This is a genomic window from Providencia zhijiangensis (assembly GCF_030315915.2).
Taxonomy (GTDB): Bacteria; Pseudomonadota; Gammaproteobacteria; order Enterobacterales; family Enterobacteriaceae; genus Providencia; species Providencia zhijiangensis.
In genome coordinates this window covers 2,102,314-2,116,658 of record NZ_CP135990.1, presented here as the reverse complement: position 1 = coordinate 2,116,658, position 14,345 = coordinate 2,102,314, and the positions used below count along the sequence as shown (strand labels likewise).

The 14,345-nt window shown below is 46.6% G+C and carries 8 protein-coding genes; 1 reads left to right on the top strand and 7 read right to left on the bottom strand.

Annotation, left to right across the window (positions count from 1 at the left end; all coding sequences use genetic code 11):
• The first annotated feature begins 91 nt into the window (after window positions 1-91).
• Window positions 92-889, top strand: coding sequence for a bifunctional hydroxymethylpyrimidine kinase/phosphomethylpyrimidine kinase (thiD, locus tag QS795_RS09720; RefSeq protein WP_154604392.1), 798 nt, complete (start codon window positions 92-94; stop codon window positions 887-889).
• Between the two features lie 345 nt (window positions 890-1,234).
• Here thiD and trhP read toward each other — a convergent pair whose 3' ends face one another.
• The 7 genes from trhP to QS795_RS09685 all read right to left on the bottom strand — a co-directional run bounded on the left by trhP (window position 1,235) and on the right by QS795_RS09685 (window position 13,928).
• Complete coding sequence (trhP, locus tag QS795_RS09715) at window positions 1,235-2,611, bottom strand: prephenate-dependent tRNA uridine(34) hydroxylase TrhP (RefSeq protein ID WP_154603630.1); 1,377 nt, start codon at window positions 2,609-2,611, stop codon at window positions 1,235-1,237.
• A gap of 152 nt (window positions 2,612-2,763) precedes the next feature.
• Complete coding sequence (baeR, locus tag QS795_RS09710) at window positions 2,764-3,477, bottom strand: envelope stress response regulator BaeR (RefSeq protein WP_418055350.1); 714 nt, start codon at window positions 3,475-3,477, stop codon at window positions 2,764-2,766.
• Window positions 3,477-4,871, bottom strand: coding sequence for an envelope stress sensor histidine kinase BaeS (gene baeS, locus QS795_RS09705; RefSeq protein ID WP_286270349.1), 1,395 nt, complete (start codon window positions 4,869-4,871; stop codon window positions 3,477-3,479). The genes baeR and baeS overlap by 1 nt, the downstream gene beginning before the upstream one ends.
• Window positions 4,861-7,950, bottom strand: coding sequence for a multidrug efflux RND transporter permease subunit MdtC (mdtC, locus tag QS795_RS09700; protein ID WP_181477234.1), 3,090 nt, complete (start codon window positions 7,948-7,950; stop codon window positions 4,861-4,863). Before mdtC ends, baeS begins: the two co-directional genes overlap by 11 nt.
• On the bottom strand, window positions 7,950-11,066 hold the full coding sequence (locus tag QS795_RS09695) for an MdtB/MuxB family multidrug efflux RND transporter permease subunit (protein ID WP_286270348.1): 3,117 nt from the start codon (window positions 11,064-11,066) through the stop codon (window positions 7,950-7,952). Before QS795_RS09695 ends, mdtC begins: the two co-directional genes overlap by 1 nt.
• A complete protein-coding gene (locus tag QS795_RS09690; protein WP_286270347.1) occupies window positions 11,066-12,316 on the bottom strand; it encodes an MdtA/MuxA family multidrug efflux RND transporter periplasmic adaptor subunit in 1,251 nt (416 codons plus the stop codon). Before QS795_RS09690 ends, QS795_RS09695 begins: the two co-directional genes overlap by 1 nt.
• A gap of 256 nt (window positions 12,317-12,572) precedes the next feature.
• A complete protein-coding gene (locus QS795_RS09685; protein ID WP_154603635.1) occupies window positions 12,573-13,928 on the bottom strand; it encodes an MFS transporter in 1,356 nt (451 codons plus the stop codon).
• Window positions 13,929-14,345: the final 417 nt, after the last annotated feature.

Below are 14,345 nucleotides of genomic sequence, written 5' to 3'. Positions count from 1 at the left end.
TAAGCGCAATATGACTAAGGTCAATTATCTTTCTGAAGGCAATTATTTTTCTGAAGGCAATTATTTTTCTGAAGACAATGGAGGGGCATTAATGAGAGTGAATGCATTAACGATTGCGGGAACGGATCCATCAGGCGGAGCCGGTATTCAAGCAGACCTGAAAACATTTTCCGCACTCGGTGCGTATGGAACCAGTGTGATGACTGCGCTGGTGGCACAAAATACGCAAGGTGTTCAAGCCATCCATAATATCCCTTCAGACTTTGTTGCGGCCCAATTGAACTCTGTTTTAAGTGATGTCCGTATTGATGCCGCGAAAATCGGTATGTTATCTAATCGCGATAATGTCCAAGTGGTCGCCAATGCGTTGAAAAAAACACCCGTACCTTATGTGGTACTCGATACGGTGATGGTAGCCAAAAGTGGAGACCCGCTATTATTACCAGACGCGGTAGAGACCCTAAGACGCGAGCTTTTACCCATGGTTTCGCTGATCACGCCAAATTTGCCGGAAGCAGCTGTATTACTTGATGAGCAAATGGCACAAACTGAAGAACAAATGCGTGAGCAAGGACAACGTTTACTGCAATTGGGTTGCCAAAGTGTCTTGATGAAAGGTGGGCACTTAATCGATTCTCAAAGCCCTGATTGGTTGATCACCCCAGAAGGCGAGTGGCGTTTTACGTCGGTGCGTATCGATACCAAAAATACCCATGGTACAGGATGTACATTATCAGCAGCGTTAGCCGCACTGAGACCGCGTTTTGCGAATTGGCAACAAACGGTTGTGGAAGCAAAAGCCTATTTGCAAGGGGCGTTGGAGCAAGCGGATAGTTTAGAAGTTGGCAGTGGTTTTGGACCTGTACACCATTTTCATCGCTGGTGGTAAGAATTTGGGGAGCTAGAAAAAAGAAATGGCTAGCTCAAGGGAGATTGAGCCAGCCAAGGAGGTGGTTCCTAGTCTTAATTTATGACTTTCTAGTTCTTCGTTTTCGACAGTGACTATACGATATAGAATAACCAATTGATGTGATCTGTTGCATAAATTTGGATATTGAGTGCACTTTTTAACGAAACTGTCAATAACGAGAATGATTCTCAACTAAAATAAAGCATAAAATGACCGTTTTTTACACGAATACCTAAGAAAAAACCCATAGTCATCGACCATGGGCTTCTATTTAGTAAAACGTGTTTAGCAATAAGCTAATGGAATGCTCGGTAGTTTCCGCTTTTACGCTTTTTCTTCTTGGGCTTGATGCGGGTCTCGAGTCGTCGTTCCCGCAAGATTACGGATCAACAAGCCAAAATTTACATCCACATCTTCGGGGATCGGCAGATAAACCACATGCCCATTGCCAGGAGCCACATCAACAGATTCACCTTTGCGGTTAGTTAATGCATCCAGAGTGAAGACGATATTACCTGACGGTGTCATTAACTCTAAGCTATCACCGACACTAAATTTGTTCTTCACATCGACTTCCGCTAAGCCATTCACTCGGTTACCTGTAAACTCACCGACAAATTGCTGGGTATCTGAAACGGAATAGCCATATTCATAGGTTTGGTAGGCATCATGGGTATGACGACGTAAGAAACCTTCGGTATAACCGCGGTGTGCTAACCCTTCAAGGGTAGAAAGCAGGGTTGGGTCAAATGGCTTACCCGCTACTGCATCATCAATGGCGCGGCGATAGACTTGGGCAGTACGAGCACAATAATAGAATGATTTAGTACGGCCTTCGATTTTCAGTGAATGAACGCCCATTTTTGTCAGCGTTTCAACGTGCTCGATGGCGCGTAAATCTTTTGAGTTCATGATGTAAGTGCCGTGTTCGTCTTCAAAGGCTGTCATGTATTCGCCCGGACGCATCGCTTCTTCAATCATGTAAACTTTATCAGTTGGCGCACCTTCACCGAGTGTTGGCGCTACGTTTTTAACTGGGATTGGCTCATGGACATGCACGATGTTACCCACATCGTCTTCTTTACCTTCCTGAACTTTATATTCCCAGCGACACGCGTTAGTACAGGTACCTTGGTTCGGGTCACGCTTATTAATATAACCAGATAGCAGGCAGCGACCGGAATACGCCATACATAACGCGCCGTGTACAAAGACTTCCAGCTCAATTTCAGGCACTTGCTGGCGGATTTCAGCGATCTCTTCCAACGATAATTCTCGGGATAAAATCACGCGAGTTAATCCCATTTGTTTCCAGAATTTCACGGAAGCCCAGTTGACGGCGTTAGCTTGAACCGATAAGTGAATATCCATCTCCGGGAAGGCTTCACGCACCATCATAATCAGACCGGGGTCGGACATAATCAGTGCATCGGGGCCCATTTCAATCACGGGAGTGAGGTCACGAATAAAGGTTTTTAACTTGGCGTTATGTGGCGCGATATTGACGACCACATAGAATTTTTTACCCAGCTCATGGGCTTCATTGATCCCTTTAGCGAGATTCTCATGGTTAAATTCGTTATTGCGCACGCGTAAGCTATAACGAGGTTGACCGGCGTAAACCGCATCGGCACCGTAAGCGAAAGCATAGCGCATGTTCTTCAAGGAACCTGCTGGGGATAATAATTCTGGTGTAAACATGTTAGTTCTCAGTCTGATGTCAGGTCAGCACCAAGCCGGATGGCTTGGTGTAAAAATTCGAGGGTGGGGATTTTAACGCTAAATGAGGGGAATGCCAAATTTCCCATGCAAAAAACAGGGTTATAATTTTGTTACAGAAACGCTGGCTGTGATTAGATGTCGTCCCAGCGATAGCCTAAACCATAGATAGAGCGGATAAAGGTTTTTTCGTCATCCAGGGATTCGAGCTTACGGCGTAAATTTTTGACGTGGCTATCAATGGTTCTGTCGGTAACCACGCGATGGTCATCGTACAAAATATCCAGCAATTGATCCCGCGAAAACACGGTACCAGCGTTATCAGACAAAAACTTTAGCAGACGAAATTCTGCGGGGGTCAATTCCAGTAATTTATCCCCATAACGGACTTGGAAGGCATTTTCATCGATAACCAGCTGAGTCTCTTGGCTTCCCACAGAAGAAGGGGCTCTTTGGCAACGGCGCAAAATCGTTTTCACACGGGCAACCACTTCTCGCGGGCTAAAGGGCTTACAAACGTAGTCATCGGCACCAATTTCCAACCCTAATAAACGGTCAATTTCTTCCGTTTTAGCCGTCACCATAATCACTGGAACGTCGCTGAATTTACGCAGTTCACGACAGACTGAAATACCATCGAGTCCTGGTAACATCAAATCTAATAAAATCAGGTCAGGAAAGTGCTTTTGTACATAGGGGATGACTTCATCACCGCGCATCAGCAAGGCGGGAACATAGCCAGCCGCTTGCAGATAATCAAACAGTAACTGCCCAAGTTTAGGTTCGTCTTCAACAATCAGAACATGGGCGCTATTGGCTCCCAATAAAGGGGATTCAGACAAAGACACTATTGCTCCTCCTGCGTCGCAATGGGAAGTTGAATGGTTATCTTCACGCCACCGAGTGGAGAGGGTGCCGCAGAAATAGTCCCGTTATGGGCTTCGACAATATTATAGCAAATCGCCAGCCCCAAACCTGAGCCGCCACTCGCACGGTTACGAGAAACTTCCACACGGTAAAATCGTTCAAACAGACGCTGGCACTGTTCAACACTTAATCCCGGTGCGCTATCTTCCCACGTGATCACTAATTGTTGGTCATGTTGGCTCACGTTGACGGCAATTTTACCGTGAGGATCGGTATAGCGCAGGCTGTTTTCCATCAAATTATAAAACAGTTGGTTGATGCGATCAGGGTCAGCAAATAGATGGGAATGGGCAGAAAATTGAGTTTCTAACGCTAGCTGCCTATCTTCCAATCGCCATTTGGCTTGCCCTAAATTCATCTCAATAATCGGGATAATATCGATAGATTCCATACGGTAAACCAAGGAGCCTCTATCGGATAACGAAAGCTGATGCAGGTCATTGACCAGTTTTATCAGTGTTTGAGTCTCATTGAGTAGGGAATTGATGGTTTCAGGTGTTGCTTGGCGCACACCGTCTTGCACGGCTTCAAGTTCGCCGCGTAAAACGGAGAGCGGGGTACGTAATTCATGGGAAATATCCGCCATATAATCGCGGCGCATTTGCTCATTTTTTTCCAAGGTAGAGGCGAGATGGTTAAAGTCTTTCGCCAGCTGTCCCAACTCATCTTGACCAACCTCAGACACCCGCGCACTGAAATTACCTTTAGCGAGTTGTTGAGTACCTTCCAGCAATCGGGTGATGGGCTTTAAAAAGCCGCGAGCTAAAAATAGGGTCACTAGCAGCGCCACGAACAGCGATAACCCTGCAATTACCCAGCTAATGTGCATCTGCTGGGTATCGAAACGTTGGTCTAATTGGTTGCTGATCCCACTTTCATAACTGGCGACTAGCCAGCCGACGGTTGCGCCTCGGTTCGTTTTGACGGGCACGCGGATGACTTGATCCGGTGGGGGGAGGTCACGCCCCCAAATCAGGTTGTCTTTGGTGTCATAAACCCAAAACATACCACGCATTCGCTTATGACCACCGCCATGACCTTGCCCTTGGTGCTGATTATCGACATTGCGTAAAATACGGAAAAACATCCGCTCATCGACCGCCAAAAAACGCCAACTTTCTTCTTCCTCATATTGTTCGGCAAGCGCTAAAGCGAGTAGCTCAGCACGTTGTTGGTCATTCTCTTTAATATAGTCAATAAAACCATGCTGGAAGCCCATTCTGACGCCTTGGTGCATGATAGCCACCAGCAGCAAACAGGTGGCAAAGATAGCGATAAATAACCGAGTGCTGAGGCTTGTGAGTTTAAGCTTCATGGGATTTCTCCTGCATTGAAGGCGCTTTGCGTGAAAAACGCTGTCTCAAACTATCAAAACTGAGATACACCACCGGAGTGGTGAATAGGGTCAGCAGTTGGCTCATAACCAAACCACCGACAATCGCGATCCCCAGCGGTTGTCGTAACTCTGCGCCATCACCCGTGCCTAGCATCAAAGGGAGCGCCCCAAAAATCGCAGCAAGGGTGGTCATTAAAATCGGCCTAAAACGCAGCAGGCTCGCGCGTAAAATAGCCTCTTTCGCCGATAAGTTCCCATTGCGTTGGGCTTGAAGAGCAAAATCCACCATGATAATGGCGTTTTTCATCACAATACCAATAAGCAACATAATGCCGATTAAGGCAATGAGGCTAAATGGCGTATCAAATAATTCCAAGGCTAATAACGCACCGACACCTGCGGATGGCAGTGTCGACAGAATGGTAAGTGGGTGAATATAACTTTCATACAAAATACCCAGTACCAAATAGACCGTGACAATCGCCGCTAAAATTAAAAACAATTGAGATTTTAAGGTATCTTGGAAAACTTGGGCGGTTCCGGCGAAAGTGCCACGCACCGCCGAGGGAACGCCTAAAGCGGTCATGGTTTTCTCCACCGCCACAATGGCATCATTTAAGGTATAACCGTCTGCCACGTTAAAGGAAATGGTGGACGCGGCTGATAACCCTTGGTGGTTAACACTTAAGGGTGCATTGGCGGGCTGCCAGCGAGCAAAATAGGAGAGGGGGATCGCTTCTCCTTGTTTATTCACCACAAACATTTTATCCAGCGAACTGACGTCTTGGGTATATTCCGGCGCCACTTCCATCACCACTTTATATTGGTTCATAGCTTCATAAATGGTAGAAATTTGACGTTGACCAAAGGCGTTGTTGAGCAGATTGTTTGCATCACGCACATCGATCCCCAGTTGCGCCATCAAATCGCGGTCATAGGTTAATGCCATCTCCGCGCCTTTATCTTCTTTATCGGAGTTCACATCGGTTAACTGAGGTAAATCCCCCAGCGCTCGGCGAATAGCGGGCTCCCATGAACGTAATGCATCCAGCTCGTCGGCTAACAGAGTAAATTGATAGCTGGCTTCGGATTGACGTCCTCCCACGCGAATATCTTGCACGGGCATCATAAATAAGTTGGCACCGGGTTCGTTCGCCAGTTTCATGCGCAAGCGGTTAATCACGCTGTTAGCACTCTCTTTGCGCTCATCCAGTGGCTTTAAGGAGATAAACATAGAGCCACTGTTGACGCGGCTGCCGCCCGTAAATCCAGTGACGCTATCCACGGCAGGATCCGCTTTTACTTGCTGCATAAAGCTAGTCATTTTTTGCTTCATTGACTGGAATGAGATGCTTTGGTCTGCTCGAACGAATCCCAGCAAACGTCCTGTATCTTGCTCTGGGAAAAAGGCTTTAGGGATCGAAATATACAGATAAACATTCAAGCCAATTGCCGCAATCAGCACCGCCAGCACACTGCGACGATGAGATAACACCCAATTTAACGTGACGCCGTAACTTTCTTGTAACCGAATAAGAACGCGTCCAAATCCTCGTTGCTTGGTATTGGCCGCGCCGCGTTTTTTCAGTAAATGTGCGCACATCATCGGGGTTAACGTTAGGGAGATAATCAGTGATATCGCGATGGCAGTCGAGAGCGTAATGGCAAATTCGCGGAATAATCGCCCAACTAATCCATCCATCAGTAACAGTGGAATAAACACCGCCACTAAAGAAATACTCATCGAAACGACGGTAAAGCCAACCTCAGAAACCCCTTTAACAGCCGCGATAAACGGTTTTCGACCATTTTCAATGTGCCGAGAAATGTTCTCCAATACCACGATGGCATCATCCACCACAAATCCGGTGGCGACGGTTAAGGCCATTAATGACAAGTTATTGAGGCTGAACCCGCATAAATACATGGCAGTAAAAGTACCAATTAACGAGACAGGCACAGCAATGGCGGGAATTAAAGTGGCACGACCTGAACGTAAAAATAGCAATACGACGAGGATCACCAGCGCAATCGCAATCATTAATGCTCGTTCGACTTCTGCCAACGATGCTTTGATGGTCGGAGTTCTATCTTGGGCAACCTGTAAATCAATGGCGGCGGGGATCATATCCTTAAATTCTGGGAGTTCCTCGCGAATGCGTTTGACCGTTTCAATGATATTGGCACCCGCTTCGCGGCGAATGATGATCAAAATTGCGGGTTCACCACTGGACATCCCTGCGGCTCGCACATCTTGGACAGAGTCTTTTACGACGGCGACATCACTGAGTTTGACGGCATTGCCATTACTGTAATGGACAATAATTGGACGGTAATCGGCGGCTTTTTTCAGTTCGTCGTTAGTCTGAACTTGGTAGCGATTATCGTCATTATTGATATAGCCTTGTGGTTGGCGCACGTTAGCACTACTGATGGCAGAGCGCACAGCATCAAGGGAAACCCCTTGATTAAATAGGGCTGTTGGGTTGAGTTCCACACGCACAGCAGGAAGAGAACCACCCCCTACTGCAACTTCACTGACCCCATCGATTTGCGCGATACGCTGAGCTAAGCGTGTAGACGCCACATCATACATTTCCCCTGTACTGAGGGTTTTTGATGTGAGGGTTAAAATCATGATCGGCGCGTCAGATGGGTTTGATTTATAGTAACGAGGGCGGCTTGGCATACCGCTAGGTAATAAGTTTTGTGCGGCATTCAACGCTGCTTGTACTTCCCGCGCGGCATTATTGATATCTTTGGTTAAATCAAACTCTAAGGTAATGGAGGTTCGTCCTAACGAACTGCTCGAGGTCATCTCATTTAATCCAGCAATACTACCTAATGAGCGCTCAAGCGGTGTCGCGATGGAGGAGGCCATAGTTTCAGGAGAGGCACCTGGAAGTGACGCTGTCACTCTTATCACAGGGTAGTCTACCTGTGGCAATGGCGCCACAGGTAAAAATAGAAAGCTCAATGCACCGCACAGGGTAATGGCGACACTGATTAACGTGGTCGCCACCGGACGGCTAATAAATAAAGCAAAGAAGCGTTTCATTAAGACTCCTGTGCCTTGTGCCCACGACGATTGAATCGATGGGCTAAACGGTCAAACATCAAGTAGATCACAGGCGTGGTGAACAGGGTTAAAATCTGGCTCATGATCAACCCACCTACCATACAGACTCCCAGAGGCTGGCGCAGTTCTGCGCCGACACCGGTACTGAGCATCAGCGGGAGCGCACCAAGCAATGCGGCCATGGTAGTCATCAGGATTGGGCGAAAACGCAGTAAACAAGCCTGATAAATCGCATCATATGGAGATAAACCTTGCTCACGCTCTGCGGCGAGGGCAAAGTCAATCATCATAATGGCGTTCTTTTTCACGATCCCTATCAGCAAGATAATCCCGATAATGGCGATAACATCGAGCTCATTGCCCGCCATCATTAGCGCGAGCAAAGCCCCCACGCCAGCGGTCGGCAATGTGGACAAAATGGTAATTGGATGAATAAAGCTTTCGTACAGAATACCCAGCACGATATACATTGCGATGATCGCGGCAAAAATCAGCCAAACGGTGCTACTCAGCGCCGCTTCAAAGGCTAGGGTCGCCCCTTGGAACTGGGTGGTAATCGATTTTGGCATCGCAATCTGTTTTTCAGCCAGTTTCACCGCATTGACTGCTTCTTCTAATGAAGAATCTCCCGCTACATCGAAAGAGAAAGTGACTGACGGGAATTGGTCGAGGTGATTAATCGCTAAAGGCCCATAACCTTCTTGAATATTCACGAGGGTATTCAGCGGAACAATGGCGCCATCAGTGCCTTTTAAGCGAATATCATTGAGCGCCTCCATTCCATCACGGGTTTGGGTATTGTGTTCTAAAATCACGCGATACTGGTTAGCTTGGGTGTAAATGGTGGAGATCATGCGTTGACCAAACGCGTTATACAGCGCGTTATCGATATTTGACATGGTAATACCAAAACGGCTCGCGGTATCACGATCCACATTCACATACGCGACTAAACCTTTATCTTGCCAGTCGCTGCTCACATCAATGAGTGCGGATTGTTTATTTAAGGCTTCCTGCAATTTTGGTACCCAAGTGCTGAGCTCATCCAGAGAGCCTGCTTGCAGCGTGAATTGATACGGGGTACGGGAAACTTGCGTATCAATGGTTAAATCCTGTGATGGCTGCAAGTAAAGATTAACCCCTGTAATACCGCTGGTGGCTTGTTGTAAGCGAGGAATGATCGTAGGCACACGGTCATCTCGCTCATCAAGGGGCTTCAATGTGATTTGAATACGGGCGTTATTCAGTGTGGCATTATTACCGTCGATCCCCACATAGGTGGTGACGTTCTCAACCGCCGGATCTGCCAGAATAATTCCCGCCACTTCTTGCTGCTTCTTCGACATTGCAGCAAACGAAATAGATTGGCGACTTTCAATGGTACCTTGAATAATGCCGCTATCTTGCAGTGGGAAGAACCCTTTCGGGATCCACATATACAGCAGCACGGTTAGTACTAAGGTTCCCAACGCGACACACAGAGTTAACCATTGGTGGTTAAGAATCCGTTTTAACCAGACACCATAACCCGCAATCATCCATTCAAAGAAACGCTCACAGGCGATTTCAAAGCGATTATGTTTATGCTGGGATTCCGGTTTAAGCAAGCGGGCACACATCATTGGGGTGAGTGTGAGGGATACCACGGCGGAGATCAAAATTGCCACCGCCAACGTAATCGCAAACTCACGGAATAGGCGCCCGACAATATCCCCCATAAACAGCAGTGGGATCAGCACGGCAACCAAAGAGAAGGTCAGGGAGATGATGGTAAAACCGATTTCTCCTGCACCTTTTAAGGCGGCAACAACCGGTTTGTCCCCTTTTTCAAGATAGCGGGAGATATTTTCGATCACCACGATAGCGTCATCCACCACGAATCCCGTGGCGATGGTTAGCGCCATCAATGTGAGGTTATTGACGGAAAAACCACAAAAATACATGACGGCAAAGGTGCCGACTAACGATAATGGCACGGCGATGCCGGGGATCAGCGTCGCAATCCCATTACGCAGGAATAAATAAATCACCATCACCACGAGGGCGATAGCGAGCATTAATTCGAATTGGACATCATTGACGGAAGCGCGAATGGTGCTGGTGCGGTCGGTCAAAATATCCACGTTAACGGATGCTGGTAAGCTTTCAATTAGTTCGGGCAGTAGAGCACGGATAGTATCCGTGGTGCTAATCACGTTCGCGCCCGGTTGGCGCTGAACGTTAATCACAATTGCTTGTTGGCTATTGGCCCATGCACCGAGATAGGCGTTCTCAGCACCTTGTTCAATAGTCGCAATATCCCCCAAACGCACTGGTGCGCCATTTTGGAAAGCCACAATCAACTTGCGGTAATCCTCAAGGGATTTCATCTGGTCATTCGCAGATAACGTCACAGAGCGGGTTGGGCCATCAAAACTCCCTTTTGCGGAGTTGACGTTCGCATTATTGATAGCGGTACGAATGGTTTCGCTGTCTAATCCTTTTGCCGCCATGGCTTGTGGATTAAGGTTGACGCGCACAGCTGGGCGTTGCCCCCCCGCTAAGGTGACTAAGCCCACCCCAGTCACTTGGGAAATTTTCTGTGCCACGCGGGTTTCAATAATATCTTGTACCTGCGTTAACGGCATTGCATCTGAGGTAACGGCGAGCGTTAAAACGGGCGGATCCGCAGGGTTTACTTTGTTGTAAATCGGTGGATATGGTAAATCTGAGGGCAGCAAGCTGGTGGCAGAGTTAATCGCCGCTTGGACTTCTTGCTCCGCCACATCGAGAGGCAAAGAGAGCTGGAACATCAAGGTGATCACTGACGCGCCACCGGAGCTACGTGATGACATCTGTTGTAAGCCGGACATTTGACCGAATTGCGTTTCTAGCGGTGCCGTGATAGCCGACGTCATCACATCGGGGCTGGCTCCGGGGTATAAGGTCACAACTTGAATAGTCGGGTAGTCAACTTCCGGTAATGCCGAGACAGGTAAAAACCGATAACCGATGATCCCCGCGAGCAAAATCGCCACCATAAATAAGGTGGTTGCGACAGGGCGTAGAATGAAGAGGCGGGATGGGCCACCGCCTTTATGTGTTTCCGGCTGCATTAGGCTTTCTCCTCGCTATTGCGAGGTTTTCTCTCTGTGGAAGCCGGTTTCTTTTCGAGGCTTGAAGCGTTGACCACTTCAACTTTCGCGCCATCTGTTAGCTTATCGACGCCATCGGTAATGACTTTGGTGTTAGCGGATAAACCGCTTTCAATCACCACTTGTTGGCTGTCTTGAATGCCCACCGTCACAATGTGTTTCGTCACGGTATCATCGTCGCTCAATACCCAAACATAGTGACCTTCATTGCCCATTTGCAGAGCAGCAGTTGGGATCACGACGGCATTTTGTAAGGTCTCTACCTGCATTTTGACGTTCACAAACTGGTTCGGGAACAGTTTTTGCTCTTCGTTAGTAAAGCGTGCTTTGATTTTCAGTGTGCCCGTTGCTGGGTCAATTTGGTTATCGGTACTCAATAACTCTCCGCGTGCAATCATGGCAATATTATTGCGATCCCACGCTTCAATCAGGACTTTATTCCCTGCTGCTTGCGCTTGTTGGATAGCAGGAATGTCACCTTCAGGTAAGGCAAATAGTACGTCAGCAGGTTGCGTTTGGGTGATCACCACAATCGGCGTGGAAGTCCCTGAAGAGATAAAATTACCCACATCCACTTGTTTTAAACCGATTCGTCCAGAAATTGGCGCGGTAATTTTACTGTAGGTCAGTTGCAGCTTGGCATTATCAACGGCGGCTTGGTCAACTTTGATGCTACCCTCGGCTTGTAATACGGTAGCTCGCTGGTTATCCAACTCTTGTTGGGAGATGACTTTGGTTCCCGCCAGTTTTTGGTAGCGGGTCAAGTCTAATCGAGCATTGGCTAAAGTCGCTTTATCTTTGGCTAATTGACCTTCAGCTTGGGCAAGTTGCACTTCAAAAGGGCGAGGGTCAATTTGCGCGAGTAAATCACCCGCTTTGACGGATTGCCCTTCGGTGAAGTAGATATTCATGAGTTGGCCTTCAACACGGCTAGTGACCGTCACCATGTTAGCGGCCTGCACGGTACCTAAACCAGATAGAAAACGCGGCACGATTTTTTCTTGGGCAGTGGCAAATTGAACGGGTGCAAGTGGGCGTGATGGTCTTCCACCTGCTTTTTTCGCTTGTCCGCCTTGGGTTGCACTGGCTGTGGTTGGTACTTCATTTTGGTTATTTTTATGGTAGGCATACCACGTTGCGCCAGCCGCAGCTAACAGAGCAACAAACAGGGCAGAGCGAGTCAAAATTGTACGGCGTTTCTGTGTCGTCATGGTGGGTAATTCGCTTAACTCAAGGTTGAGTAAAATCAGTTAGGAACCATTTCAATAAATTTAACTGAATATAATAAGGTATATATTAAAAATTAATCAGTTGCGTATTTTAATAGTTTAGCTTGAGGGGAACAAAAGAAAATGGAGGAAATATGAAAAAATGGAAAAGAACTATGGATAAAAGCACGGTTTTTCGTAAGAAAATAAAAAAGCCTGTGACTTTACAGCCACAGGCGAGTAATTGTTCTCATTTGTTTTATTGAGTGACGCTGGTTTTCAATACTGCCGCAGGGTTACGTTCCTCTTCTGCGGTACGAGTCCAGCCTTTGTATGACAGAGGGATAAACGCCACGGCAACGGCTAACAAGGAAACTCCTGCAACATAGTATGCTGGTGCCATATGGGATTGCTGTAACCATGCCCCTGTTAAGATTGGGGTCAACCCGCCAAATACCGCATACGCCAAGTTATACGCAAAGGATAATCCAGAGAAACGAATTTCTGGTGGAAATGCGCGAGTACTGATAATTGGCGTTGTCGCAATTGCTCCCACGAAGAAGCCCATTAATGCGTAATTAAACGTTAAGGTATTCGCAGAAATATCGGATGACAATGATGAATAGAAGTAGATAGCGGTAACCGCTAATCCGCCCCAAGACAAGGTCATCGATGTACGAGTTCCGGTTTTATCCCCTAACCAACCCCAGAAAATACAGCCTAATGTTAAGGTTAAAGTTGCTGCGCAGTTGGCTTGCAACGCAATATTACGATCGATGCCATAAATACCTTTTAATACCACGTCAGGTGTCATCAAAATGGTGACAACGATAGCGGTAGACAGCGACCACGTCAGTGCAGCGGTGATCATGCAAGCTTGTTTATGGGATTTAACCACGGTTTTTACTGGTAACTCTTTGGTTAATGCTTTTTTAGCTGCCATCTCTTTGAAAATCGGGGTCTCTTGTAAGAAACGACGAAGATAGACAGAGATAAAACCAAAAATGCCCCCTAAGATAAACGGAATACGCCACGCAAAATCATGTACTTCTTGGGTGGTATAAGAACGCTCAATGATAATCGCGACGATAGACCCTAATAAAATCCCGCCAGTGATCCCTGAGGTTAATGTTCCCACGCCTAAACCATAACGCTGTTTCGGAGTATGTTCGGCAATAAACACCCATGCACCTGGCATTTCACCGCCGATAGCAGCTCCTTGCATGATACGCATTAATAACAGTAACAGTGGTGCAGCTGCGCCAATGGTCTCAAATGTTGGCAAGAAACCAATAATAAAAGTTGGGAATGCCATCAAGAAAATACTTAAGGTAAACATTTTCTTACGACCGATTTTATCGCCAAAGTGGGCCATGATAATGCCGCCCAATGGGCGAGCAAGATAACCCGCAGCAAACAGACCCAGCGTCGCCATTAATGCGAGAAATTCATTATCGCCCGGGAAAAATAGTTGGGAGATAATTTTCGCGTAAAAAACGAAAATAACGAAATCATAAAATTCTAATGTGCCACCTAAAGAGGATAAGCCCAATGTTTTATAATCTTCTTTGCCTAACGGTCTGGCCGCAGGCTGGCTGGTTGTTTGCGATGTCATAATTCTGTCCTTCTAAATACACAACATTTCAATATTAGCGCGATGAGGTTATTTGTAATAATAGGTACGTTAAATAGCGAAGTAATTAATATTATTTGGCAAAGGATATGAGAGATAAAACGAGGGAAAATAAACCAAGGTAATACTCTGTATCTCTAACGTGCCTTCATTTATAGCAGAAAGTTTCATATTCTGTAAACTGCCACCTTGAAAACAAGCATAAGATTCTATTTAGTTAAAAAAGGTCGAATTACTACTCTAAATGATAATTGAATGCCACGATATGATATTAATAAACTAGCAATTACAGACGATTGTATATTTTGATGTGCAAAATAATCACAAAAAAGGCAAAAAATATAATGGTACTCATTTATTAAGTGTGAAATTAAATAGAGTAAATAACAGGTACAGATA

Coding starts and splice junctions, on each gene's coding strand:
- QS795_RS09695 (WP_286270348.1), bottom strand. CDS start 11,066: ATGCAGCCGGAAACACATAAAGGCGGTGGCCCATCCCGCCTCTTCATT.
- mdtC (WP_181477234.1), bottom strand. CDS start 7,950: ATGAAACGCTTCTTTGCTTTATTTATTAGCCGTCCGGTGGCGACCACG.
- trhP (WP_154603630.1), bottom strand. CDS start 2,611: ATGTTTACACCAGAATTATTATCCCCAGCAGGTTCCTTGAAGAACATG.
- baeS (WP_286270349.1), bottom strand. CDS start 4,871: ATGAAGCTTAAACTCACAAGCCTCAGCACTCGGTTATTTATCGCTATC.
- QS795_RS09685 (WP_154603635.1), bottom strand. CDS start 13,928: ATGACATCGCAAACAACCAGCCAGCCTGCGGCCAGACCGTTAGGCAAA.
- QS795_RS09690 (WP_286270347.1), bottom strand. CDS start 12,316: ATGACGACACAGAAACGCCGTACAATTTTGACTCGCTCTGCCCTGTTT.
- thiD (WP_154604392.1), top strand. CDS start 92: ATGAGAGTGAATGCATTAACGATTGCGGGAACGGATCCATCAGGCGGA.